Origin of the sequence: Paraburkholderia fungorum, from assembly GCF_046027215.1 — a bacterium.
Classification (GTDB): Bacteria; Pseudomonadota; Gammaproteobacteria; order Burkholderiales; family Burkholderiaceae; genus Paraburkholderia; species Paraburkholderia fungorum_D.
The window spans coordinates 1608079-1631518 of record NZ_JAQQEN010000002.1 but is presented as its reverse complement, the minus strand read 5'-3'; the positions used below and the strand labels follow the sequence as shown (position 1 = coordinate 1631518).

At 63.9% G+C, this 23440-nt stretch carries 21 protein-coding genes and 1 pseudogene; 10 read left to right on the top strand and 12 right to left on the bottom strand.

Going from position 1 to position 23440, the window contains the following annotated elements; genetic code table 11:
- Positions 1-16 precede the first annotated feature (16 nt).
- The 3 genes from PQR27_RS27810 to PQR27_RS27800 all read right to left on the bottom strand — a co-directional run bounded on the left by PQR27_RS27810 (position 17) and on the right by PQR27_RS27800 (position 2857).
- Positions 17-1006, bottom strand: a complete 990-nt coding sequence (locus PQR27_RS27810; protein ID WP_408526809.1) for a sulfonate ABC transporter substrate-binding protein — start codon at positions 1004-1006, stop codon at positions 17-19.
- Between the two features lie 188 nt (positions 1007-1194).
- Entirely contained in the window at positions 1195-1773 is a 579-nt protein-coding gene (locus PQR27_RS27805) for a GNAT family N-acetyltransferase (RefSeq protein WP_408526808.1), read from the bottom strand.
- Between the two features lie 196 nt (positions 1774-1969).
- Positions 1970-2857 carry a DMT family transporter gene (locus PQR27_RS27800; protein WP_408526807.1) on the bottom strand — a complete coding sequence of 296 codons (888 nt, stop codon included), beginning with the start codon at positions 2855-2857 and terminating at the stop codon, positions 1970-1972.
- A 112-nt stretch (positions 2858-2969) separates the two neighbouring features.
- Between PQR27_RS27800 and PQR27_RS27795 the strand changes: the two genes are divergently transcribed.
- Complete coding sequence (locus PQR27_RS27795) at positions 2970-4397, top strand: aminotransferase-like domain-containing protein (RefSeq protein ID WP_408526806.1); 1428 nt, start codon at positions 2970-2972, stop codon at positions 4395-4397.
- Positions 4398-4424: 27 nt separating this feature from the next.
- Here the strand turns inward: PQR27_RS27795 and PQR27_RS27790 are convergent, their stop codons facing one another.
- From PQR27_RS27790 to PQR27_RS27780, 3 genes are all read right to left on the bottom strand, one after another.
- Positions 4425-5504, bottom strand: coding sequence for a TAXI family TRAP transporter solute-binding subunit (locus tag PQR27_RS27790; RefSeq protein ID WP_408526805.1), 1080 nt, complete (start codon positions 5502-5504; stop codon positions 4425-4427).
- Positions 5505-5695: 191 nt separating this feature from the next.
- Positions 5696-6973: a hypothetical protein gene (locus PQR27_RS27785; protein WP_408526804.1), complete on the bottom strand. Its 1278-nt coding sequence runs from the start codon at positions 6971-6973 to the stop codon at positions 5696-5698.
- A 392-nt stretch (positions 6974-7365) separates the two neighbouring features.
- The gene (locus PQR27_RS27780; protein WP_408526803.1) at positions 7366-8889 is read right to left on the bottom strand and encodes an MDR family MFS transporter; all 1524 of its coding nucleotides are present in this window, start codon (positions 8887-8889) and stop codon (positions 7366-7368) included.
- A gap of 75 nt (positions 8890-8964) precedes the next feature.
- Here PQR27_RS27780 and PQR27_RS27775 point away from each other — a divergent pair, with 75 nt between their 5' ends.
- Both PQR27_RS27775 and PQR27_RS27770 read left to right on the top strand, forming a co-directional pair.
- Positions 8965-9747, top strand: a complete 783-nt coding sequence (locus PQR27_RS27775; RefSeq protein WP_408526802.1) for a TetR/AcrR family transcriptional regulator — start codon at positions 8965-8967, stop codon at positions 9745-9747.
- A gap of 315 nt (positions 9748-10062) precedes the next feature.
- Entirely contained in the window at positions 10063-10575 is a 513-nt protein-coding gene (locus PQR27_RS27770; RefSeq protein ID WP_408526801.1) for a response regulator, read from the top strand.
- A 137-nt stretch (positions 10576-10712) separates the two neighbouring features.
- Here PQR27_RS27770 and PQR27_RS27765 read toward each other — a convergent pair whose 3' ends face one another.
- A complete protein-coding gene (locus PQR27_RS27765) occupies positions 10713-11288 on the bottom strand; it encodes a Fur family transcriptional regulator (RefSeq protein WP_408526800.1) in 576 nt (191 codons plus the stop codon).
- 87 nt (positions 11289-11375) lie between these two features.
- A complete protein-coding gene (locus PQR27_RS27760; protein WP_408526799.1) occupies positions 11376-12002 on the bottom strand; it encodes a glutathione S-transferase family protein in 627 nt (208 codons plus the stop codon).
- A 204-nt stretch (positions 12003-12206) separates the two neighbouring features.
- Here PQR27_RS27760 and PQR27_RS27755 point away from each other — a divergent pair, with 204 nt between their 5' ends.
- Positions 12207-13892 carry an ATP-binding domain-containing protein gene (locus tag PQR27_RS27755; RefSeq protein ID WP_408526798.1) on the top strand — a complete coding sequence of 562 codons (1686 nt, stop codon included), beginning with the start codon at positions 12207-12209 and terminating at the stop codon, positions 13890-13892.
- Here the strand turns inward: PQR27_RS27755 and PQR27_RS27750 are convergent.
- Positions 13889-14869, bottom strand: coding sequence for a phosphoribosyltransferase (locus PQR27_RS27750; RefSeq protein ID WP_408526797.1), 981 nt, complete (start codon positions 14867-14869; stop codon positions 13889-13891). The genes PQR27_RS27755 and PQR27_RS27750 overlap by 4 nt on opposite strands.
- 293 nt (positions 14870-15162) lie before the next feature.
- Between PQR27_RS27750 and PQR27_RS27745 the strand changes: the two genes are divergently transcribed.
- Together PQR27_RS27745 and PQR27_RS27740 are read left to right on the top strand one after the other, a co-directional pair.
- Complete coding sequence (locus PQR27_RS27745) at positions 15163-15699, top strand: putative pterin-binding protein (RefSeq protein ID WP_408526796.1); 537 nt, start codon at positions 15163-15165, stop codon at positions 15697-15699.
- Positions 15669-17516: an ATP-binding response regulator gene (locus PQR27_RS27740; protein WP_408526795.1), complete on the top strand. Its 1848-nt coding sequence runs from the start codon at positions 15669-15671 to the stop codon at positions 17514-17516. Before PQR27_RS27745 ends, PQR27_RS27740 begins: the two co-directional genes overlap by 31 nt.
- Positions 17517-17603: 87 nt before the next feature.
- On the opposite strand, the gene PQR27_RS27735 is transcribed toward PQR27_RS27740, so the two are convergent.
- From PQR27_RS27735 to relB, 3 genes and pseudogenes are all read right to left on the bottom strand, one after another.
- Positions 17604-18458, bottom strand: coding sequence for a helix-turn-helix domain-containing protein (locus PQR27_RS27735; protein ID WP_408526794.1), 855 nt, complete (start codon positions 18456-18458; stop codon positions 17604-17606).
- 373 nt (positions 18459-18831) lie between these two features.
- Positions 18832-19176 (bottom strand): annotated as a pseudogene (locus PQR27_RS27730) (HipA domain-containing protein); the annotation flags it as partial.
- 6 nt (positions 19177-19182) lie between these two features.
- On the bottom strand, positions 19183-19437 hold the full coding sequence (relB, locus tag PQR27_RS27725) for a type II toxin-antitoxin system RelB family anti-toxin (RefSeq protein ID WP_408526793.1): 255 nt from the start codon (positions 19435-19437) through the stop codon (positions 19183-19185).
- 351 nt (positions 19438-19788) lie between these two features.
- Between relB and PQR27_RS27720 the strand changes: the two genes are divergently transcribed.
- From PQR27_RS27720 to lhpI, 4 genes are all read left to right on the top strand, one after another.
- On the top strand, positions 19789-20076 hold the full coding sequence (locus PQR27_RS27720) for a hypothetical protein (RefSeq protein ID WP_408526792.1): 288 nt from the start codon (positions 19789-19791) through the stop codon (positions 20074-20076).
- A gap of 95 nt (positions 20077-20171) precedes the next feature.
- Positions 20172-21275 (top strand): potassium channel family protein, encoded by a 1104-nt coding sequence (locus tag PQR27_RS27715; RefSeq protein WP_408526791.1) that lies wholly within the window; start codon positions 20172-20174, stop codon positions 21273-21275.
- A gap of 72 nt (positions 21276-21347) precedes the next feature.
- Entirely contained in the window at positions 21348-22355 is a 1008-nt protein-coding gene (gene lhpH / locus PQR27_RS27710; protein WP_408526790.1) for a trans-3-hydroxy-L-proline dehydratase, read from the top strand.
- Between the two features lie 49 nt (positions 22356-22404).
- Complete coding sequence (gene lhpI, locus PQR27_RS27705) at positions 22405-23334, top strand: bifunctional Delta(1)-pyrroline-2-carboxylate/Delta(1)-piperideine-2-carboxylate reductase (RefSeq protein ID WP_408526789.1); 930 nt, start codon at positions 22405-22407, stop codon at positions 23332-23334.
- Positions 23335-23440 lie beyond the last annotated feature (106 nt).

The window sequence follows — 23440 nt, the reverse complement described above, 5'->3', positions numbered from 1 at the left end:
GGCGCCCGCTATCGATTCACTTCGCGGCCAACGCGGCGGCCGCCTCGCGGTTCTGCCAGACGTTGTCCTTCACGGTGATTTTCTGCGGAATCAGATGCGCGCCGTAGAACGCATCGGCGACGATCTGCTGCGAGTGCACGATTTCGTCGGTGACGGCGGTGGCGCCATATGGATAGCGGCGTACCCAGGTTTCGACCAGTTTCTGATCGAGGCCAACCTTCGGCGCGATCAGCGCGGCGGTCTCCACGGGGTGATCGTTGACCCATAGTCCGGCGGTGCGTAGCTGGCCAAGAATCGCGGTGACCACATCGGGATGCTGCTGGGCGAAGTCGCGCGTCGCTTCATAGAAGTTGTAGGGACTGTTGAGCTCCGAATAGTCGGTCAGCGTGCGCGCTTTCAGCGCCTGTTGCGCCGACGCGTAGTACGGGTCCCAGATCACCCATGCGTCGACGTCGCCGCTTTCGAAAGCAGCGCGTGCATCGGCGGGCGGCAGATACACCGGGCGGATGTCCTCGTAACGCAAGCCCGCCTTCTTCAGCGCTTCGAGCAGCAGATAGTTGGAACTCGAGCCTTTTTGCAGTGCGATGCGTTTGCCCTTCAGATCGGCCACGCCATGCAGCGGCGAATCGTTTCGGACCAGGATCGCTTCGCTATGACGCCCCGCCGGTTCCGCGCCGACATACACGAAGCGCACGCCACCGGCTTGCGCGAACACGGGCGGCGGCGCGCCGGTAGAACCGAAGTCGATGCTATTGGCGTTCAGTGCTTCGAGCAGTTGCGGCCCGGCCGGAAATTCGAACCACTTGATGCTGTAGCCGAGCGGCTTGAGCTTTTCGTCGAGTGAGCCCTGCGCCTTGAGCACCGCGAGCAGTCCTGATTTCTGATAACCGACGCGCAACACCTTGGCCGGTTCGCTGCCGGCGCCTTGCGCGAGTGCGCTCCATGTCGTGAACGCGGCCAGCACGGCAGCGGCGAGGTGAAGCGATGTTTTGATGTGACGGGCCATCCGGCGAATCTCCGTTGCGTTCGATTGGTTCGCGCATTACAGCTGCGTTCGAGGATCGTCGCACGGACGTCCTGCCAATCAAACGAAGCAATGGAGATTTGAATATGACGCGCGGCGCGTGCTTCGATATGCGTGCGCGCGCGTGCACGTGGCTTCCCGGTCATGCTGCAATCCACGCGGCGGAGTCCCTACGCCACGTCGTCCGGCACGGTCGAATCACCCACGCCCAACGGACGCTGCATCAAAGTGGTATCGAGCCACCGGCCATGCTTGAAACCGACCGCTTTCAGCGTGCCGGTCAATTCGAATCCCAGTTGCGTATGCAGCGACAGCGAGCCGCCACTGCCGCCGTCGGCAATCACGGCGACCATCTGACGCCACGGCCCGGTCTCGCATCGTTCGATCAATGCCTGGAGCAATACGCGCCCGAGACCTCGCCCGCGAAACGCGTCGTTGACGTAGATCGAATCTTCAATGGTGTTGCGATACGCGGCGCGTGGCCGGTAGGGCGTTGCATAGCAGTACCCGGCCACTTCGCCGTCGATCTCGGCGACCATATACGGCAGCCCATGACTGCGTACCGATGCAAGCCGCGCGCGCAGATCGTCGACCGAAGGCGGCGTTTCCTCGAATGAGGCGACGCCGGTCAGTACGTGGTGCGCGTAGATCGTCTGAATCGCGGGCAGATCGGCTTCGGTGGCGTCGCGGATCAGCGGTGCGCAGCGTGAGGCGTCGACCGAAGTGGTTGGGTGGCTGGTAGTGCTCATACGTGTTGACGTCGTGGCAAGTGGGTCAGGGATACGTTTCACTATGCCCGCAGTGCGTGCGAATTAGAAGCGAGTCAAAATTCGCCGGACCCGTCAGCCAGTGTCAGCCAGGTTCTGCGCATGCACCGATTCGACCCGCTCGCCAGGCCGCGTGCGCCTGAAAGCCGGCACGGCGCGAACAGCGGCGGAAGACTGCTCACACGCCCGGGCGCGCCGGTGCGCTCCGCGAGAAGCGTCGCGCGCCCGCCACGCACGCCACCACCACGACGGTGACCAGGATCATCGCGGGTGGCACCTGTTCGTGCAACAGCAGGCCGGCGAGCAGAAGCCCGAAAAACGGCTGCAGCAACTGCAGTTGCCCAACGCCCGCGATACCGCCGAGCGCCAGTCCGCGATACCAGAACACGAAGCCGATCAGCATGCTGAACAGCGACACGTACGCGAGGCCCCACAGCGCCGCGTGGCTGACGCCTTCGAACGAGGCCGGGCGCGCCCATAACGCGAGCGGCAGCATCACCGGCAGCGAGATCACCAGCGCCCACGAGATCACCTGCCAGCCGCCGAGGTGGCGTGACAGGCGCGCGCCTTCGGCATAGCCGAGCCCGCATACGACGATCGCCGCCAGCATCAGCGCGTCGCCGATCGGCGAGGCATCGAGACCGTGCCGCAGCGCGAAGGCGACCACCGCGCCGCTGCCGAGCGTCGAGAACAGCCAGAACGCCGGCTGGGGTCGCTCGCCGCCACGCAGCACGCCGAAGATCGCGGTGGCGAGCGGCAGCAGTCCGACGAACACCACGGCATGCGCGGAGCTGACGTGGCGCAGCGCGAGCGCCGTCAACAGCGGAAAGCCGACCACCACGCCAAGCGCGACCACGACCAGCGGGATGAAATCGCGCCTGGCAGGCCGAGCCTCACGAAAGACGAGCAGCAGCAAAAGTCCCAGCGTGCCCGCGATCGTCGCGCGGGCCATCGTCAGAAATACCGGGTCGAGCCCCTGCACGGCAATGCGCGTGGCAGGCAGCGAGCCACTGAAAATCAATACGCCGATCAGGCCGCTGAGCCAGCCATTCGTTGTCTTGTCCATCGGAAGCGTCCGCGCGGGAAATAAAAGCCATAGCATCCACCATAACCTGGTAAAGGGTAAGCTACGGATCAGTACAATTCGTACAAACTGTACCGAACATGGAGCAGTACAGATGGCGGAAAGTGATACCCCCGGCATGGCATCGGGCACGCGCGTCGGCACGGTGATGAGCAGTCTGCGCGAGCGCATTGCGAGCCGCTCGCTGATGCCCGGCGCACGCGTGCCGTCGATCCGCGCGATGACCGAGACGCTCGGCGTGTCGAAGTCGACGGTGGTGGAGGCGTACGACCGGCTGGTCGCGGAAGGCGTGATCGTGGCGCGGCGCGGTTCGGGATTCTTCGTCTCGGGCCATGCGCCGCCGCTGGCGCTCGCCGATCTCGGGCCACGGCTGGACCGTGAGGTCGATCCGTTGTGGCTCACGCGTCAATCGCTGGAGGGCGGCGCGAAAGTGGTCAAGCCGGGCTGCGGCTGGATGCCGGCTTCGTGGCTGCCGGAAGACGGTGTGCGCCGGGCGTTGCGCACCGTGGCGCGCGATCCGCAGTCGCCGCTCGCCGAGTACGCGAGCCCGCACGGTTTGCCCGCGCTGCGTCAGCAACTGGCGTGGCGGCTCGCGCAGCACGGTGTGGAAGCGCCGCCCGAACAGATCGTGCTGACCGACGGCGGCACCCACGCGCTCGATCTCGTGTGCCGCTTTCTCCTCGAACCCGGCGACACGGTCCTGATCGACGACCCGTGCTATTTCAATTTTCAGGCGCTCCTGCGGGCGCATCGCGCGCGCATCGTTGGCGTGCCCTATACGCCGTCCGGCCCCGATCTGGTGGCGTTCGAACGGGCGCTGATCGAACACCGCCCGCGGCTGTACGTGACCAATTCCGCGATCCACAATCCCACGGGCGCCACGCTTGCACCGGCCGTGGCACATCGGCTGCTGAAGCTGGCGGGCGAGCACGATCTGCTAATTGTCGAGGACGATATCTTCGCCGATTTCGAGGACGAGCCCGCGCCGCGTCTGGCGGCGTTCGACGGCCTTGCGCGGGTGGTGTCGATCGGCAGCTTTTCGAAGACGCTGTCGGCGGCGGTGCGTTGCGGTTACATCGCGGCGCGCGGCGAATGGATCGAATCGCTGATCGATCTGAAGCTGGCGACCTCGTTCGGCAATGGTCAGCTCGCGGCGAGTGTCGTGCATCGCCTGCTGGTGGACGGCACGTATCGGCGTCATCTGGAATCGATGCGCGCGAAACTCGCGGACGCCATGGGCGACACCGTCAGACGGCTGGGTTATGCGGGTCTGGAAGTATGGACGCGGCCGCGGGCCGGCATGTTCGTATGGGCGCGCCTGCCAGACGCGCTGGACGCCGCCGATATCGCGCGGCACGCATTGGCTGAAAGCGTGGTGTTCGCACCCGGCAATGTGTTCAGCACCTCGCAATCGGCGACTGGTTTTCTGCGCTTTAACGTTTCGCAGTGCAACCGCCCGAAGGTATACGACACGCTGCAACGGGCCATGGAGATTTCCGCCGCTGCAAGGCCGCGCGCCTGAACATGCGCAACCTTCTCGCGCGCAAACCTACTTGCACAGCAGTAGCAGACGCTCCTGATCCGTGCAGGTCACGTGCGGCTTTTGCACGGCTTGCGGCTGCGCAGCGGTTGCGCTGACGGCCGCGCTTCTGTTTGCAAGACACGCGCGTAAATGCTTCTCTACCGGCGGGTAGTATTTCCACCCGCGCACCAGGGTCGGCAATTCGAGTTTCACCTGCTTCCACTTCGGATGGCCGTGTTCCTGCAGGTTGTCGAAGTTGGCGCACAGCGAGTCGGCGAAACGATTCAGATTGCCGACCGTGTCGCGCAGACCGTAGTCGTAAGTGACGAGAAAGGCCTTCACGGTGAGCGTGGGCACGTCTTCTTTCAGCCAGCCCGGGTAGCTGCTGGCGCGGATCGTCGCCGGGAAATAGGTCTGTTTCGCGCGGGCGGTTTCGGGCGCGGCGGGATCGACCTTCAGCACGCGGATCTGTTGCAGCAGTTCGGGGTTCATGTCATTGAACAGCTTGGCCGGCTGGCCGACCACGATGATCGCGACGTCCACCTTCTTCACGATCAACGCGGCCAGCGCATCTTCGTTGCTCAGATGCTGGATGTTCTGTTCGGGAATCGGCTGGCCGAACATCAGGTGATACAGGGTGGTCGCGGATTGAGCCGTACCGCTGCCGATCAGGCCGACGCTAATGGTTTTGTCCTTGATGTCGGCAAAGGTTTTCAGCGGCGAATCCGCGCGCACCACGACGTTAATTTCCTCGTCGTAGAGCGGCATGATGAGTCGCAACGGACGGATCGCGGTGCCGGCGTCGGCATTGCCCGCGTTTGCCATATCGATGTAGGCCTGGTACACATCGGACTGCACCAGCGCGAGCTTCACGCCCGCCTCGAAGCGCATGCGCTGCACATTTTCAGCCGAACCCTTCGACGCCATCACTTCAAGGTCGATGCCCACTGGCGCCGCCACCCATTTCGACAGATCCTGGCCGATCTGAATATAGGTGCCCCGTTCCGGACCGGTGACGATCTTGTAGTGGGCAGCCTCCGCGAGCGCAAACGAAGACATGACCATCAGCACCAGCCCCAGCCATCCCGCCAGCAGTCTCTTCAGCATGGTCTATCTACCTTTCGCTCAGGTTTGAACAGGCCTCTCGCGTCGGCGCGCGCGAAGCACCGGTGAGTCGGTTGCTCTGTCATGTTCCGCGTAAAGCTCGCCTTGTCCGTGTGCTGCCGCTCAATGGCGGTGAATTCCGTGATGCAGTCGTGCGTGCGTACGGCTCAACAATTCGTGATCCGGATCATGGCCTACTGGCCGGGTGGCGCACTCGCGGATGACCTGGCGCGGTTCGACGGGGCGCGGGTCCAGCCGGAATCCTTGATTGCCCGTTCGCGCGCTTCGATGCTCGCGGGGTCGCCGGCGGCCGGCACGGTGTGCGGTGCCGCGGCCATGGCGGCGCCATTCGCCGGCAGGCCGCTGGGCAGGGGCGGCTGCAACTGAGCCTGCTGCGATTGCAGCGTGGTTTGCGTTTGCGGCTGTAATTTTGGTTGCGCCGGATTGCTGCCTGTCGCGGCGTGCGAGTTGAGCGGCGCCCAACCGGTTTCGCGAATCACGCGTTCGAGGATGGTCTTCGCGGTTGCGTTGCCGGTGTCGATGCTGAGCGCGTCGTTCGCGTGCTGACGCGCGCAGGTCCAGGACTGTTGCGCGACGCACGCTTGCGCCGCCTGCAACGCGCTATCGCGGCGCGCGGCCAACGGTCTGAGGTCGCCGGACAGGGCTTGCGCGTCGGCGTTGCCTGGTTGCAGCGTCTGCGCCGCGCCGAGCGCTGCCTGCGCGGTGGACAGATCGTTGACGCGAAACGCAAGTCGTGCTGCCTGCATGGCTTGCGCGGCATCGCGGAACCGCGGCGCTGCTGCCGGCGTCGACGGTGCGGTGCTCGCAGGCGGTGCGATGGGTGTGACGGAAATAGCCGGAGCGGCGGCCTTCGCCGGATTGCCCGGGCGGGCCGGCGCGGCCGGATTTGCAGTTGCAGTTTGAGTGGCCGGTTGTGCTGGTGAGTACGGCGCGACCGTGCCGGTCGTCGTGCGGGTGTCCTGCGCGGTGTCGGCGCTCTGGTCGCTATTGCTCGACTGCGAGTCGCCGTTGTCGCTGACTAGCGTGTAGACGCCATACGCTAGTCCGATAACGACAATGGCGCCAATTCCCGTGACTACTTTGCGCGTGGACAGGCTGCCACGGCCGCGCCCGTGCGCGGCGTGACCGGCGACCGGCGCAACTGGCATATCCGCTGATGCGAGCATCTGCGTGTGCACTGCTTCTCTCGCAGGAGCGGCTTCGCTTGCCTGCTCGGCACGAACAGTCAGATCGCTTTCGGCAGACGGTGTCGGTTCAGCGCTGCTTTTTGGCGTCGCTTTGCTCGTCGCGCTGGTGCGACTGCCGGGAGTCCCGACGCGTTTATACGGAGCCGGGTCGAGCGGATGCACCTCGCCGCAATACGGACAGTAGTCGACTTGCCGGTAGAGCGCACCGCCACAGCGTTTGCAGGGCGTCGGAAAGCTATGGCCGAGTATTGGCTGGGTGGACATGCTGTGGACCCACCTGTGGGAAACGATGCCGTTACGGCATGCTCGGGATCGTGCTGAGGCAGGAACCATGTCCGCGGAAATCACGATCCACATGCGCTGAAGAGCGTTGGGCCGCAAGTGCTCGCTCGCGGTGCCGCTGGTTCCAATATGTGGTGTTTCGATAAGGACGTCAATCGACGTTCTCACCTACGTTCTGTGCGCCAGCGCACATTCGTAGGTACGACGAAACACTGCACACGTTTGCAGAACGAACGGCTGGACGGGATTTTTCACCCCGCCGATGCGGACATGATGCGCGCGAGGCGCAAAAAACAGAACGAGGTCAACGCTTGCGGCGCTCGATCTCGTCATCAGGCGCTGGGAGGAAGCGCTTCCAGAAACTGCAAGCTGGATTAATGCTTGCGTAACGGATGATCCTTGAGAAGCCATGCGAGCGCGAAAGCAAGCAATACCACGCACGCGGCGCACAGGTAGACGGTATGCAACGCACCGGCGAACGCTTGCAGATAATCGTCGTGCAACACCTGCGGCAACTGATGAATCGCTGCGGGTCCGAGCGCGTGCGGCAACTCGGTGTTGGGCGGAATCAGTGTTTCCAGGCGCGCGGCGAGGCCGTTCGAAAACACCGCGCCGAAGCCGGCCACACCGATCGATCCGCCGATCGAACGGAACAATGTCGCGCCCGATGTGGCGACGCCCATGTGCCTGAACTCGACAGTATTCTGCACGGCAAGAATCAGCACCTGCATCACCATGCCTAGACCGCAGCCAAGAATACTCATGTCGATATACATCACATGAATCGGGCTGGTGATCTGCAGGCGTGAGAGCAGCAGCATCGCCACCGCCACGAGCAGCGTGCCGGCGATCGGAAACATGCGGTACTTGCCGATCCTGCTGATCACCCGTCCGGTCACCATCGACATCACGAACAGGCCGCCCATCATCGGCAGCATCTGCATGCCGGCTTCCGACGGCGTCGAGCCTTTGACCACCTGTAAGTAAAGTGGCAGGAACGTCACCGAACCGAACAGGGACACGCCAATGATGAAGCCGATCAGACTGCTCAGCAGAAACGTGCGTTGCCTGAACAGTTCGAGCGGCATGATCGGTTCAACCGCGGTGCGTTCTTCATGGATGAAGCCCCAGATCGACACCAGCCCGATGCCGAGCGTGAACCACAATTGCGGCGATGACCACGGCAGAATCGTGCCGCCCTGACTCGTGAACAGGATGATGCAGGTAAGCGCACCGGCGAGGAATGCGGCGCCCATGTAGTCGATGGTGTGCTTCACGTGCCGCACGTGAGGTTTGAAGACCGCACCGATCACCGCCAGCGAGATGATGCCGAGCGGCAGATTGATGTAGAAAATCCAGCGCCATGAAAGGTGCTCGACGAGGAAGCCGCCGAGCAGCGGGCCGATCACCGTTGCCAGACCGAACACGCCGCCGAACACGCCCTGGAAGCGGCCGCGTTCAGCCGGCGGGATCACGTCCGCGATCGCGGCCATCGTCACCACCAGCAGACCGCCGCCGCCGAGCCCCTGCAGCGCGCGCAGCACGACCAGTTGCGTCATGTCCTGGGCGATACCGCATAACGCGGAACCCACCAGGAAGACGACGATCGCTGTCTGTAGCACGATCTTGCGGCCGAACAGGTCGCCGAATTTGCCATACAGCGGCACGACGATGGTCGAGCTGAGCAGATAGGCGGTGACCACCCATGAGAGATTGTTCAGGCCACCCAGTTCGCCGACGATGGTCGGCAGCGCGGTCGAGACAATGGTCTGATCGAGCGCGGCGAGCAGCATCACCAGCAGCAGCGCCGGAAACAGCAGGCGGATCGGCGGGTGATTGGCGGCCTGCGGATTCGCCTGCGTCAGGTCGGCAGGTTGAGTCGTTGTCGAATGGTCCATGGCACCGCGGCGTTGAAATTAATTAATTTGGAGATTAATATATGCGACATCGCGTCAGTCGTCAAATTGAATGCAATGGCAAGGAATCCGTCAGATAAGCAAGCGGTGAAAAGCGCCCCGCGTGGCGCGGCCGCCGTGAAGGCGCGCAGAGCGACGCAACCGGCGGTGAGCGCGGGTATCGCTGGGAGCGAATCCGAGGCTGTCGAGATCGCGCCGGCCCGGCGGCCCGGCAGACCTTCGGGCGCCGCCCGCGGCCAGCAGCAGCGCAGCCGCTTGCTCGACGCGGCGCTGGCGCTCTTTGCGCGGCAGGGCATCGTCGATACCACGCTCGGAGAGATTGCCCGCGAGGCGGGTTTCACGCCGGCGATGATGCATTACTACTTCAAGACGCGCGATCAGCTGCTCGACGTGCTGATCGACGAGCGTTTCGCGCCGCTGCGCGCCGCCCTGGGCGTTCCATTTCAGGAGAATCCCGACGATCCGGTGGCGGCGATCACCCAGCTCGCGCGGCGGCTCGTGCAGATAGCGAGCGACTATCCATGGTTTCCGTCGCTATGGGTGCGCGAAGTCATTAGCGACGGCGGCTTGCTGCGCCAGCGCATGCATGAGCGGTTTGGCGATGCACATCAGAAGGCGTCGCTGTCATGCATTACCCGCTGGCAGAAAGAAGGGCGCCTGAACCCGGACCTGGAGCCATCGCTCGTGTTCGTCACGCTACTCGGGCTGACAATTCTGCCGCTCGCCACGTCCAAACTCTGGCGCAGCGATCCGCGGCGGCGCAATCCCGGCGGCGAAGAGATCGCGCGACATGCGGTGGCCTTGCTGGTGCAAGGTATTGGTCCGAAGAAAGCAGTCTGACGCCCGGCGCGGCACACTACGTGCTACCTGATGAATGGTTGCGGAGGCCGCGCGCAAAACGGAGCATCGCCGGCATCCCCAGAAGAACACGAAATGTCAGAAAGACGCCGGACGGGCAATCGCGTGCAATGTGGTTTGCACGAGCCGCTGCGGCGCTTCGGGTGACGGCATCGGTCAGCTGCCGCAAGGGCGCCGGAGGCCGTTTTTTCAATGGCGTGCAATTTCGCGCGTTACTGTGCGCACGCGTTGCGCTCGGGCTATGTTTTACAATTGCGGCCCTGGGTGCAACTCGACGCATGAAATCGAGTCGGAATCATGAACAGCAACACCGCAGCCGCGCGAATCGGCGGCAAGCAGCAGGGCGATACGTTGGCCGTATCTGACGGCCTAACCGGTTTTTTACAGCAACAAGAGAAAATGAACGGAGCATTGAGACTCGATCAGGCCACGATCGTGCTCGTCGAAGACGACCCGGGTAGCCGGGAATCGCTGACCTTGTTACTCGAAGCGGAAGGAGCGCATGTCGTCGCCGTGGCGGATGCGGAAGAGGGGGTCGAAGCGGCGCTGCGACTGTTGCCTGACGCCGTGGTGTGCGACCTCGAACTTCCCGCCATGGACGGTTTCTATCTGATCCAGCGGTTGCGCGACCACGAGATTCGCGGCGATCATCGGCCCTCGGTAGCGGTGGCGCTCACCGGGCATACGGACGACGCTTACCGCTTGCGCAGCATCGGCGAAGGCTTCCAGCATTTCATGACCAAGCCGGCCTTGCCGGAAGATCTCGTGACCCTGCTGCACGACGCGATCAACGCCCGCGCGGCGGGCTGATCAGTCGCTTGCCGGCTGTTTGTTGGCTGCGGCTTGTTGGGTGCGTGTTGCCCGGCTTCTGCCGGGCGCTTCGCACTGGCAGGCAGCGGCGTGCAGACTGCGCACCGCGTGCGCTGCGCCTGACCTTCCTTCGGCAATTATTTGGCGGCGGCGACCGGTGCCGCGGAAGCTGCTGCTGCAGCCGCGGCTTCCGCTGCCTGACACGCGGAACACAATCCCTTCAGTTCAATTTCATCGCTAGCAAGGCGATAGCCCGCGTCTTCGATTTGTGTGACGAGTGCCTGACGCAGCTTGGGCTGATGCAATTCGGTGACGTTGCCGCATTGCTGACAGACCACCAGGATGCCATGCTGGCATTGCGTCAGATCGTGGCAGACGGTGAACGCATTGATCGATTCGATCCGGTGCACGAGTCCTGCCGTCAGCAGAAAATCCAGCGCGCGATACACCGTGGGCGGCGCCGAGCCGGGATGAATCTGGCGCATCTCATCGAGCAGCGAATAGGCTTTGGTGGCGCGCCCCGAATTCAGCAGCAATTCGAGCACCTTACGGCGGATCGGCGTGAGTTTTTCGCCACGTTCACGGCAATATTCTTCCGCCAGCGTGAGAGCGGCTTCCTGCGAGTCGCCGTGCACCTGCCCCGGCTCATGGTGATGAGCGGAGGCGGCGGGTGGGGTTTTGTCGACGGTCGCGGCGGGCTTGGCGGTTTTCATGCGTCGATTATAAAGGCCATCGCGCTTTGCTGTGCCGGCGCGACAGCTCGCTGATCGCGCCGGATTCGAACAGGCTGACCGGCTGGCTCAGGTCAGCGGGAAGTCGATGTATTTCTTGAAGCCGGAGCGCGTCGCGATGCGCGAATACCAGCGCTCCAGATTCGGCAGCGGCGGACGCTCGACACCGTCCAGCCCGAACCAGCGTTTCGCGTAGGCGCCGATCACGATATCGGCGAGCGTAAACTTCTCGCCTTCAAGGAAGAAGCGGCCTTGCAGATGCGTGTCGAGCTGACGCCACAGGACGGCGACCGAGTTGATGTCGGCAGCGAGTTTGACGGTGTCGCGTTCGGCGGCCGGCGTACGCACCAGCGCCCAGAATACCGGACGCTCGGCGGGTTGCAGCGTGGTGAGCGTCCAGTCGAGCCAGCGGTCGATGCTCGCGCGCAGTTTCGGTTCGTGCGGATACAGCAGGCTCGACGGACCGTATTCCAGCACCAGATAGCGCAGGATCGAGTTCGATTCCCACAGCACGAAATCGCCGTCGACCAGCGTTGGAATCTTGCCGGTCGGGTTCATCGCGAGATAGTCGGGTTCGTTGTTGCGGCCAAAATGCAGGCCGGCGTCGATGCGCTCGTATGGCAGCACCAGTTCGTCGCAACACCACAATACTTTCTGAACGTTGACGGAATTGGCGCGTCCCCAGATCGTAATCATCCGGTCAATCCTTTTTTTGGCAGTTGGCAAGCCGCGCACGGCGCGCGGCGTTCAACCTGTAACGATACACGAAGCACGTAATTTTGCGCGCCAGGTGCCCACGGTCGGCCGCGCGGACGGGCGCGCGGCGCTTGCGCAAACGTCATGCTGGCGAGGCGCATGCGTTGCGTACAATGAGCGCACCCGAATACGACGAGGCACCGCATGGCGCGCATTGTCCCCGACGACTGGAAGAGCCTCGCCGCCACTGGCGCGGCGGCACGCGAACGCGAAACGCTGGCGCTGCTCGAAGAGACGCTCCCTGACGACTACACCGTCTATCACGGCGTGCACTGGACGCGCCTGAACCAGAACTTTTCGGTGTTCGGCGAGGCCGACTTCGTGATCGTCAGTCCGTCGGGGCGGATGATGATCGTCGAGCAGAAAACCGGTTTCCTGCGCGAAACGCCCAAGGGACTCGTCAAGGTCTACCTTCAGACGGAACGCAACGTGGCGATCGCACTTGCCCACACCATCGAGAGTCTGCACCGGCGCTTCACCGCGGCGTTCGGCGCGGGCACGTACTTTATCGAAGAGCTGCTGTATTGCCCTGACCACGTGGTGAGGGACACGGCGATTGCCGGCGTGAATCCCGCGCGGATCGTCGACGCGACGCGCAAGGGGCGGCTCGCGTCGATCATTCGTGAAGCCTTGCCGGCCGATGAACCGCGGCTTGCCAGCGCAGCGAAAATTCACCACTTCCTCGCCGACGAACTCGCGCTCACGCCCGACACCAGCGCGCTGGTCGGCCAGGCGGGCACGCTCGTCACGCGCCTCGCAGGCGGGCTCGCCAGCTGGGCGCGGCGGCTCGAATTCACGCCGTTTCGCCTGCGCGTGATCGGCACGGCGGGTTCCGGCAAGACCCAGCTGGCCGTGCAGGTGATGAAAGACGCGGTGGCGCGTGGACAGCGGCCGCTGTACGTGTGCTTCAACCGGCCGCTCGCGGATCACATCGCGCGAGTTGCGCCGCCCGAGGCGAAGGTGGCGAACTATCACCAGCTGTGCGACTGGATTGCGCGCGACGCGGGCCGTGAGCCGGACTTCCAGGCCGGCGACGTATTCAACCAGCTGGAAACAATTTTTGCCGGAACGCCGATCACCGCGCGCTGGCAATTCGACGTGCTGATCGTCGATGAAGGACAGGATTTCCAGCAGCCCTGGGTGGCCGCGCTCGAGCGTCTGTTGCGGTCTGACGCGGCGTGGTGGTGGCTGGAAGACCCGTTGCAGAATCTGTATATGCGCGAGCCGGTTGCGTTGCCCGGCTGGACCACGCTTAAGGAAACCACCAACTACCGCAGTCCGCGCGACATTCTCGACTACGTGCGCGAGGTGATCGGCGCAGCGGTGCCGGTGGCCGCGCGTCTCGCCTCGGGCAGCCCGTTCGACGGCTCCGACATTTCGCTATCCGTCTACGACGAAGCGAATGCCGCCGAAGGCAGTATCGAGGCCACCAAGCGTGCGATCACTCAAGCGCTCTCGCTGGGGTTTCGCAAACAGGACATCGCGGTGCTGTCGTTTCGCGGCCGGGAAGGCTCGGCGATGACCGCGCAGGATCATCTTGGGCCGCACAAGCTGCGCAGCTTTACCGGCAAGTACGATCTGTTCGGCAACCCGGAGTATCGTGAGGGCGACGTGCTGTTCGAGTCGATCTACCGCTTCAAGGGGCAAGCGGCGCCGTGCGTGATTCTCACCGAGGTGGACTTCGATAGCTTCGACGAGCGCAGCGCGCGCAAGCTGTTTGTCGGCGCCACGCGCGCGACCATGAAGCTGATCGTGGTCGCGTCGCAGCGGGCCGCGCGTCATCTGCATCTACGGGACGGCAAAGAGGCGAGAGAGCAGAAAGAGGTCTAGCGCCCGCCCGGCGCGGGCTCAGAGCTGGCCTGGTGCCAGGCGCGCGCGCCGACCAGCATGCCGCTATGAGTAAGAGCGTCCCACCAGATCACACGCAATAGCGGCGCCTGCTGCGCGATCAGCAGCGCCTGCACCGGATCGCTTTCGAGAAAATGCGTGACGCCGCCGCGCAGCGCCGCGGCCGCCTTGTGAGCGGCGGCGCCGGCGGGACTTTCGTCATGCGTGCCGGGTGTGCGCATCACCAGTTGCATATGACCGAAGCCGTGCCGCGTGAGCCACGCCATGGTGCGTGCGCGATCCAGTTCCGGGCGGCCGGTGATGATCGTGCGAACGCGTTGCAGGTCGATGGCGGGCAGGACGTCAAAGGGCAGCAGCGCGTCGCGTTCGGCCAGCGCGGCGGCCAGATCCTCGTCGTAGCGCGCGAGCGGCACGTCGGGCAGCAGAATGCCGTCGAGGTCGATCGCGTACGTGGCGTATTCGTGGTCGTCGGCCATGGTGGGCGCGGCGCCTGCTTCGACGCGCGCCCAGTCTTCGCGATACCGCTCGGTGTACGCCTGCCGCTCCCATGGAAAGAGAGCGAAGTAGCCGCGCGCGTCGATCGCGTAATCAGGTTGCACGCGGCTCAGATCGTCGACCGCGCCGGTCAGCGTGCGGACCTCGAGGCCATGTTGTTGCAGGAACGCGATGCAGTCGGTCAGGGTAAAACCGCGCCCGGCGATATCCTCGCACAGCAGCACCCTGGACCCCGCGGGCGGGATCGGCAGGGTCGAATCCCAGGCGACCTCGCGGGCCTGGCGATCGTAGCGCAGGAACGCCACCGGCGTGCCGGCCGCATGCGAAACCATCAGCGCGAGCGGCGCGCCGCCACGCAGAATACCGATCGCCAGCGTGAAGCGCTCCGCCAGCAACGCCGGTTGCAGCGATTCGATCCAGTGATCGAGCTGTTCGTAAGTCAGGGGCAAAACGGGCTTGTTCATGACTCGTGTTGCTGGGCGTGGCCAGGGTGAGACGGGCGTCACACTAATGGCGAAGGGCGCGCAGCAGCGACGCGGTGACACGCCCTCATTTTTTGAGATCAAAGAAATTTGGCGATATTATGCATGCGTTTTAAAGTCGCGCGCTGAAATGATGCGACGCCCGACGGGGGCTGCCGCAAGGCACGATGGCGCAGTCGCCGGAAAGGCGCCGGCCTCGGGGAGAGGTGGTTCGCGCAGGACGAAGCGCAGCGCAAAGCCGCGCGAGAAAAGCACATAACGGAACAAGAAAGCAGATGATCAAGCTGAACCCAGGGGTGGACGGCGGGAAAAACGCATGCAGGGGCGCATGCTGGATGATGGGCATGATTCTCGCCTTGGCGGCATGGAGCGCGCAGGCGCAGTCGCTGTCCTTGTCGCTCGACGTGAAGGGCAAGATCGGCAAAGCCACCGATGCGGCGCACACGGTCTATCACTTCACCGAGGCGCAACTGCTCGCACTGCCGGCTCATTCGATCACCACCGGGACCACCTGGACCCCGCGTTCCACCTTCACAGGACCGCTGCTCGCGGATATCCTGAAGAAGGTCGGCGCGCACGGCAGCGCAGTCGAGATCCATACGCTCGACGACTATACGTACACCGTTCCGGTGTCGGACTGCGATCGCTATGGCGTGGTCGTTGCATACAGCATGAACGGCCGGCGCCTGAAGATCAGTGACTTCGGGCCGCTATTCCTTATTTATCCGCGCGACGCATTCCCCGCTGAACTCGCGGGCGCCGAGGGTGACTCGAAATTCGTATGGCAGATCAAGGCCCTCATCGTCAAATAACGCGCCGTCCATGGCGCCGTGTGCTCTATGTGCTGATCTGGCTGACCGCGCTCGCCGCGCCGGCCGGCGCGATCGGCTATCTGCTGTACGCGAACCTGTTGAACCCGCGCGCGACTGAACAACTGACCGGCTCGTACGACGGTTTCTATTGGGACGCCGCGCAACTGCAGATCGCCTACGCGCGTTTCGAGAATCAGTTGCTGCTGTATCAGTCCGGCGTCGACGACGACTACCCGCGGCTGATGCTGCGCTACCAGTTGCTGCAATCGAAGTTGCACGTGATGGCCGGTTCGACGCGCCGGCTGACCACGCAGCTCGCGCTGCTGCAACGCCAACTGGATGAGATCCAGTCACTCGATCATCTGCTGGGCGGCATCGAGCCGGAGGTCGACGCGTTGCCGAAAGACCGCAGTCGCGCCAGGGGAATCGTTTCGCAGTTGCGCCTGCATTGGAACGAGGTCAACGATCTCGCGCTGAGCCGCCGTTTCGCCGACGTCGCCGACCGCGAAGCGATGAACCGCGATTTCATCGACAAGCGGCGCATGCTGTTTGCCGGCGGCCTGTTGTTGCTGCTGCTATCGGCGGCCGCGACCACGCTGCTGGTGTTCAATGGCCGGCGCCGTACGCGCCTGATGCATCAGCAGCACGCGGCGCTCGAAGCGGAGCACCAGGCGAGCCGCGCCGCGCGCGAGGCCAGTCTCGCGAAGGACGCGTTTCTCGGCATGATCAGCCACGAACTGCGCACGCCCTTGCACGCGATCGTGTCGTCGATCGAATTGCTGGGTTTCAACTTTCATTCCGAGGCGGACCGCAAGGTGATCCAGCGGCTCGAAACCGCCGCGCGCCACCTTGAGGCGCAGATGAAAGACCTGACCGACTATGCGCGGCTCGGCGCCGGCAAGCTCGAGTTGCGCCACGAGCATTTCGAGCCGCGCGAGCTGCTGGCCTCGATCATTGACGAACACGCGATGGCGGCGGCGGTGCGCGGTCTCGCGCTCGAAAGCGAGGTCAGCGGCGCGAGCGGCCTGGTCGATTCCGATCCGCATCGCATCCGCCAGATCGTCAACAACCTTGTCACCAACGCAATCCGTTACACCGAAACCGGCACGGTGCGCGTGGAACTGACGCAGCGGCCCGCGGTGCTGGTTTTTATCGTCAGCGATACGGGGCCGGGTGTACCGCGCGCGCAGATCCCGCTGATTTTCCAGGAGTTCACGCAGCTGGACGCTTCGCGCACGCGCCGCTTCGAAGGCGCGGGGATGGGCCTGACGATCGTGCAGGGGCTGGTGAGGCTATTCGGCGGTACCGTCGACGTGGATAGTACGGTGGGTGCGGGGACGACCTTCACGGTGACGATTCCGGTCATGCCCGTTGGGGCCGCCGAGCCGGCCGGCGTCGTGGCGCAGGCGGAGCCGGGCGGCGCGCGCCCCTGCGTGCTGATCGTCGACGATAACCGGCTGATTCGCGAGTCGCTCAGTGAAATGATCGCGCATATGGATTTTGACGCACACGCCGTCGCCAATGCCGACGATGCGCTCGCGTGGCTCGATGTCCGGCGTTGCGACGTGATCCTGCTCGATCTGCATATGCCGGAGCGCGACGGTTATGCGTTTCTGGCGGACTTCGCCGCGCGCGGCAGTGCGTCGGCAGGCGTGCCGGTGATCGTGGTCAGCGCGTATGCGCCGGAGCGTGCGGCAGGTACGGAAGGGGACGAGACCGGCTCGCAGCCATTCTTCGAGGCGTTGTTAAAGCCAGTACATTACGAAGAGTTGCGCACCACGCTGCAGCGTGCGCTGGCTTCGCGGCATACAGTTTGATGCGGCGTCGCGCCGTGGAGCCGGAGGCGGGCGTCACGCGCCACGCATCGCCAGCCGCCGGCGGACGGGTCAGGCGCGGCAGGTGCGTCAGGGCCGGTTCAGTCGCTTGGACAGATCGGCGACCAGAATCGCCATGCGCGCCGGCTTCTCATAGCAGGCAACGTCGTAATTGCGGATCACCTGGCTGATTTCCGATTCGCTGGCCTTGCCGGTCAGCAATTCGCCCGTCAGCACGAAAATCGGCGCGTCTGCATTTTCCGACGCGCGCACCGCGCGAATCGCCGCAGCCGAGGTTTGCGAGCCGAACAGCCAGTCGATCACGACGCCGTCGAACACCTGCGTTTGCAGTTGTTCCACGAATGCCGCGAGACCATAGAACGCCACGGCGGTGAAGCCGCTGCGCTCCAGATAGTCGCGCAGGTTGTCGGCGGAGGCCTGGTCGTCGTCGACCACGGCGATGGCCGGCTTGTCGGTTTCAGCGCGGCGTGGATAGATCTCGATCTTGTGGACCTCGAACGCGCTCTGGTAGAGCGTGCCGTCGTGACGCGCGACACGCCACTGGCCGAGCTTCGAGTACGCGACAAATTCCGGCCGACTGCCCGGTTCGAGCGCCGCGCCGACCCAGGCCGTGCAGGCCAGCTCGAGCGCGCCGATGCTGAAGATCGCTTCCTGGGCGATGGCGCCGACCATGCCTGGATCGAGCGACTGCGCTCCAAACAGCTGCGCAGCCGGCTCGCCGAACACCTCGGCAACCTTCTTTATCTGCGACAGGGTCCAGGGGCTATTGCCTCGCAGCTTGCGATGTCCCTGCGAGAAACTCAGATCGAGAATGCGGCACAGCTCTGTGGTCTGCTGGCGTTTGCCGATGCCATGCCGGCTCATCAACTCGCGCACGCGCTCGGCGACTGCGATGGAGTCAGGTGAGTGTGTTTCGTTGGCCATACTGCGTGAGAATCCGCCGTCTTAAAGGGTGGCTGTAGGGACCGCGATACGGCATGCGCGGCGCTGCCAGGCAGGTTCGACGTGCATCGTCGCGGCAACGCAGGGGACAGCAATGTACCGTAAAAATATCGCAGTCTGTGATTTTGTATGCGTGCCGGAAAACCCGTCAACGCGGGGTACAAAACGGGCAGATTCCGGACAGATTGGGCGATTCATTGATGTGTTCAGCATTGAGGGTATTTTACCGATGAAACCGATGTTGCATTGCCGGAGAAATACGTTCGACCGGTGTGCATGCGTGCGGCAGCCAACTGTCGTTCGCGTCGCTTTACGCGGCAGGCATCGCGTCGAGCTTCGCCGCCGAGTTCCGCTTCTTCGCGTGGCCATCTGGTGCGGCCAGCATCCAGAACAGGATCTGGCTCGCCAGCAGTGTCTCGATGTCCTGCTGCGCGCTCACCGATTGCTGGAGAATTTGCGCGAGCTGCAGCAGACCCGGACCGCCATCGCTTTCATATTTGCGGTGCGAGGGGACGCCGTACACCTGGCAAAAATCTTCCTGCGGCAGGCGCAGCAACCATTGCCCGCTCGAATGCAATTGCCTGGCGAAGCGTTCCACGCTCAGCACCCGCTGTTTGCCGAACGTCATGATCTCGGTATTCGCAACCGGCAACCCATAGGCGCGCAGAATTTGCAGGCACAGCCACTCATTTTCCACCGCCCATGGTCACCACTCGACCAGAGGCGCGGGCTCAGGCGCCGGCTGGTTCTTGTCGCGTACCTGCAATTGCAGACCGTAGGCGCCGCACAGCGCCAGCAATTGCGCGAGGGTGAGGGCGGAAGCATTGGTTTCCAGCGCTGAGATACGGCTTTGGCTGACCCCGATCCGCGCGGCGGCCTGCGCCTGGGTGAGGCCGGCCTGATGCCGCCCGGCAGCGAGCAACTGGGCCATCTGGTCCGGCGTGGCGATGAGGTGGAGCATGGCGAATTATCCGCGAGACGAATAAATGTACTTTATTCGTCTCACAGATATCTGTCACATATTCGTCAGACGCATATTTGGCAAATATCTGTCAGGCGAATAAACGACGAATATTCGTGATACAGATAAAGCGGCTGCCTCGTCCGCGCGCGAAGACTCGATCTGTCGGCGTTCCGCTCGCAACGTGTTTCGACGCACGATGCAGCGCTGCACAGCATGCTATAAAAACTTCTGATCACCCGCGCACGCGCGCCAAACGCGGTAGCCGGCCGGTCGTTCGCGAGCCGCAACGATCGGGCCCGTTTTCTGCTCGTCAGCTTGACACCGACCATTGCGATAGCGGAACCCGCCATGAATCGAATCCACGCCCTGCTAGCCGCCAGTCTCATCAGCGTAAGCGCCGTCACTTCCGCGCACGCAGCGAGCCGTGACGAACAGTCCAAAGCCTGTCGCGGCGACGCGATGCATTTCTGCGCCGTGCACATCCCGAACCGGGAGAAGATTATTGCCTGCATGAAGCAGCATCTCGATGAACTGAGTCCAAAGTGCCGGGCAATGTTCAAGACCGACAAGCAGGACAATACCCAAAGTAACCAGAGCAACCAGGGTACCCAGGATAACCAGGCCAATCCGCAATGAATGTGGCGGCGCCACGCCCTTAAGCATTCCCGATCCGGCCCCGTGGCGCGCCGGGCGTCGTAGAATCGCTTGTTCCCGACTCCCGGAGCCGTCGCGTGTCTGATCAGTCTCAGCCGGAGCCCCGGCCGCCACGCTTTCGCCTGCCGCGCCGTGCCCGCCTGCCCTGGCAGGCGCCGCGCGCCCGCACGCTATTCACGCGACCCGCCGCATCGCCGCAGCGTATGCTGCTGCACCGCATCTATCTCGTGCTCGGCCTGTGCGTGCTCGCCTTCGCCGTGCTTTATCTCGATCGCGACGGCCTGCGCGACGCCAACCGCAAGGTGCTCGGCATCGTCGATCTGATGTATTTCACGATGGTCACCGTCGCCACGGTCGGTTACGGCGACATCGTGCCGATCACCGCCCGCGCGCGGCTGATCGACGCGTTTTTTATCGTGCCGATCCGCATCGTCATCTGGTTTGTGTTCCTGGGCACCGCCTACCAGTTCGTCATTCAACGCGTCATCGAGGAATTCCGCATGAAACGCCTGCAAAAACAGCTGCGCGATCACGTCGTGGTCTGCGGTTACGGATTGAGCGGTTCGGTCGCGGTGCGCGAGTTGCTGGAAAGCGGCCTGAGCGCGGCGTCGATTATCGTGATCGATTCGCAGCAGAGCGCGCTCGAAGCGGCGACGGCGCTCGGCGTGGTGGGCCTGCTCGGTGATCCGTCGCGCGAGGATCTGCTGCAGCAGGCGCAGGTGCGGATCGCGAAAGCGGTCCTCATCGCCGTCACCGACGACGCCACCGCGATCCTGCTCACGCTGACAGTGCGTAGCGTCGCGCCGGACACGAAAATTGTCGTGCGGATTCAGGAGCAGACTTTTCAGCGACAGTTGCGCCAGGCAGGCGCGAATGTGATCGTGTCGTCCACCAAGATCGGCGGGCTGCTGCTTGCCGATGCGGTGGAGAGCGACTATCTCGTGCCGTTCGTCAACGACCTGTTGTCGACGCGAGGACGGGTCACCTTGCTCGAACGTCCTGCTACGGCGCTCGAAATCGGCCGCTGGAGCAACGCGTTGCCGGGTGCGGTGGTGGTGGGACTGGTGCGCGCGGGACGCATGCTGTCCTTTTACGAAGAGGAGCCGTGCCCGATCGAAGCAGGCGACCGGCTAATGGTGATTCAATCGTCGCGCCGGCCGAGCGAAGCGCCCGTCGGCTAGCGCCGCCGACACCGCACGGGCAGGTTTGTTTGCTGACCCGTTCCATTGTCCACACGCAGGATGACCGCACGCATGAAACTGAATCGCATGATCAGCACGGTTGAAGTGCACACCGCCGGTGAGCCGTTTCGTATCGTCACCAGCGGCTTGCCGAAATTTCCCGGCAAGACCATCGTCGAACGGCGCGCCTGGCTCAAAACGCACGCGGATCACCTGCGCCGCGCGTTGATGTTCGAGCCGCGCGGCCATGCCGACATGTACGGCGGCTATCTGACCGAACCGGTCAGCGAAGGCGCCGACTTCGGCATCATCTTCGTGCACAACGAAGGCTATAGCGACCACTGCGGCCACGGCGTGATCGCGCTCGCCACCGCGGCTGTCGCGCTTGGCTGGATCGAACGCAGCGAACCGGAAACGCGCGTGGGCATCGACGCGCCGTGCGGCTTCATCGAAGCCTTCGTGCAATGGGACGGCGAGCACGCCGGTCACGTGCGCTTTGTGAATGTGCCGTCGTTTATCTGGCAGCGCGATGTGACGGTGCAGACGCCGGGCTTCGGCGAAGTGCGCGGCGATATCGCCTTCGGCGGCGCGTTCTATTTCTACACGTCCGGCAAGCCGTTCAATCTGGGCGTGCGCGAGGCTGAAGTCGAACGGCTCATCCAGTTCGGCGACGAAGTCAAACGCGCGGCGAATGCGGCCTTCAAGGTCGAACACCCGCTGATCCCCGAAATCAACCACATCTACGGCACGATCATCGACAATGCGCCGCGTCACCCCGGCTCGACCCAGGCCAACTGCTGCGTGTTCGCCGACCGGGAAGTGGACCGCTCGCCGACCGGGTCCGGCACGGCGGGACGCGTCGCGCAACTCTTTCTGCGCGGTGAGCTGGGCCGCGACGAAACGCTCGTCAATGAATCGGTGATCGGCACGATTTTTCGCGGCCGCGTGTTATCGGAGACCCGGCTCGACCGCTTCGACGCGGTGATTCCCGAAATCGAGGGTGACGCGCATGTTTATGGCTTCGCGAACTGGATCGTCGACGAACGCGATCCGCTGACTTACGGGTTCCTCGTACGCTGAACCGACGCTACCCATCGCCATCCATCGCCAGGAATTGAAAAACACGTTCATGACACGCCCGACCACACAGATTTTCGACGCTGCCGCCACCGCGCGCCTGATTCCGTATGCGGCACTCGTCGACGCGTTAAAGCGCGCGAGCATCGACTACGCGCACAAGCGCATCGCCAGTCCCGAGCGGCTCGTCGTGCCGCTCAACGCGGGCGGCATCCTGCTGTCGATGCCGGCTACCGCGCCCGATCTCGCGATCCACAAGCTGGTGAACGTGTGCGCGAGCAATGGGCCACGCGGATTGCCGACCATCCACGGCCAGGTGATGGCATTCGACGCCGATACCGGCGAGACGCTCTTTATCCTCGACGGCCCGACGGTGACCGGACGGCGCACGGCGGCGATGTCGATGCTAGGTGTGCAGACATTCGCACCGGCCGCGCCGCGCGAATTCCTGCTGATCGGCACCGGCACGCAGGCGGCCAACCATCTGGAGGCGATCGGCGAACTGTTTCCCGAGGCGCGGGTGTGGGTGAAGGGCAGTGCGCCCGAGCGGGCTGAGGCCTTTTGCGCCGCGCAGCGTGGCAAGGCGCGCGAACTGCGGGCGCTGGCGGACACGCAGGTGCCCGATCCGGTCGACATCGTGATCGCGCTCACCACCAGCAAACAGGCCGTCTATGACGAAGCGGCGCGGGCGGACCGGCTCGTGATCGGCGTGGGCGCATTTACGCCTGAGATGGTCGAAATCGGCGCGCGCACCATCGCGGGCAGCGCGCTTTTCGTCGACGACGAAGCGGGCGCGCAGCACGAAGCCGGTGACTTCATCCAGGCCGGCGTGGACTGGCCGCAGGTCGGCGGAATCGCCGCAGTGCTCCAGAATGCCGCGTCTTTGCCACGCGCGAGACCGATCGTTTTCAAAAGTGTCGGTTGCGCGGCGTGGGATCTGGCGGCGTGCCGCGTGGCGCGCGAGGCCTTGTCCGGCGCCTGATCGCGGGCCGTTTGAAGTGCCCGCCGGGCACCGGCCGATGGCTGCAGGTTGGCATATTGCGCCAACCTGCGGCGCATGTTGCCGTGCAAACAATCTCAAAACGTTG

What these genes read in the sequence shown, in the direction of transcription:
- lhpH (WP_408526790.1), top strand. Translation starts at nt 21,348, where the DNA reads ATGAAACTGAATCGCATGATCAGCACGGTTGAAGTGCACACCGCCGGT.
- PQR27_RS27720 (WP_408526792.1), top strand. Translation starts at nt 19,789, where the DNA reads ATGAATCGAATCCACGCCCTGCTAGCCGCCAGTCTCATCAGCGTAAGC.
- PQR27_RS27740 (WP_408526795.1), top strand. Translation starts at nt 15,669, where the DNA reads ATGGCAGATCAAGGCCCTCATCGTCAAATAACGCGCCGTCCATGGCGC.
- PQR27_RS27805 (WP_408526808.1), bottom strand. Translation starts at nt 1,773, where the DNA reads ATGAGCACTACCAGCCACCCAACCACTTCGGTCGACGCCTCACGCTGC.
- PQR27_RS27780 (WP_408526803.1), bottom strand. Translation starts at nt 8,889, where the DNA reads ATGGACCATTCGACAACGACTCAACCTGCCGACCTGACGCAGGCGAAT.
- PQR27_RS27745 (WP_408526796.1), top strand. Translation starts at nt 15,163, where the DNA reads ATGATCAAGCTGAACCCAGGGGTGGACGGCGGGAAAAACGCATGCAGG.
- PQR27_RS27800 (WP_408526807.1), bottom strand. Translation starts at nt 2,857, where the DNA reads ATGGACAAGACAACGAATGGCTGGCTCAGCGGCCTGATCGGCGTATTG.
- PQR27_RS27755 (WP_408526798.1), top strand. Translation starts at nt 12,207, where the DNA reads ATGGCGCGCATTGTCCCCGACGACTGGAAGAGCCTCGCCGCCACTGGC.
- PQR27_RS27760 (WP_408526799.1), bottom strand. Translation starts at nt 12,002, where the DNA reads ATGATTACGATCTGGGGACGCGCCAATTCCGTCAACGTTCAGAAAGTA.
- PQR27_RS27790 (WP_408526805.1), bottom strand. Translation starts at nt 5,504, where the DNA reads ATGCTGAAGAGACTGCTGGCGGGATGGCTGGGGCTGGTGCTGATGGTC.
- lhpI (WP_408526789.1), top strand. Translation starts at nt 22,405, where the DNA reads ATGACACGCCCGACCACACAGATTTTCGACGCTGCCGCCACCGCGCGC.
- PQR27_RS27765 (WP_408526800.1), bottom strand. Translation starts at nt 11,288, where the DNA reads ATGAAAACCGCCAAGCCCGCCGCGACCGTCGACAAAACCCCACCCGCC.
- relB (WP_408526793.1), bottom strand. Translation starts at nt 19,437, where the DNA reads ATGCTCCACCTCATCGCCACGCCGGACCAGATGGCCCAGTTGCTCGCT.
- PQR27_RS27750 (WP_408526797.1), bottom strand. Translation starts at nt 14,869, where the DNA reads ATGAACAAGCCCGTTTTGCCCCTGACTTACGAACAGCTCGATCACTGG.
- PQR27_RS27795 (WP_408526806.1), top strand. Translation starts at nt 2,970, where the DNA reads ATGGCGGAAAGTGATACCCCCGGCATGGCATCGGGCACGCGCGTCGGC.
- PQR27_RS27735 (WP_408526794.1), bottom strand. Translation starts at nt 18,458, where the DNA reads ATGGCCAACGAAACACACTCACCTGACTCCATCGCAGTCGCCGAGCGC.
- PQR27_RS27785 (WP_408526804.1), bottom strand. Translation starts at nt 6,973, where the DNA reads ATGTCCACCCAGCCAATACTCGGCCATAGCTTTCCGACGCCCTGCAAA.
- PQR27_RS27770 (WP_408526801.1), top strand. Translation starts at nt 10,063, where the DNA reads ATGAACAGCAACACCGCAGCCGCGCGAATCGGCGGCAAGCAGCAGGGC.
- PQR27_RS27775 (WP_408526802.1), top strand. Translation starts at nt 8,965, where the DNA reads ATGGCAAGGAATCCGTCAGATAAGCAAGCGGTGAAAAGCGCCCCGCGT.
- PQR27_RS27810 (WP_408526809.1), bottom strand. Translation starts at nt 1,006, where the DNA reads ATGGCCCGTCACATCAAAACATCGCTTCACCTCGCCGCTGCCGTGCTG.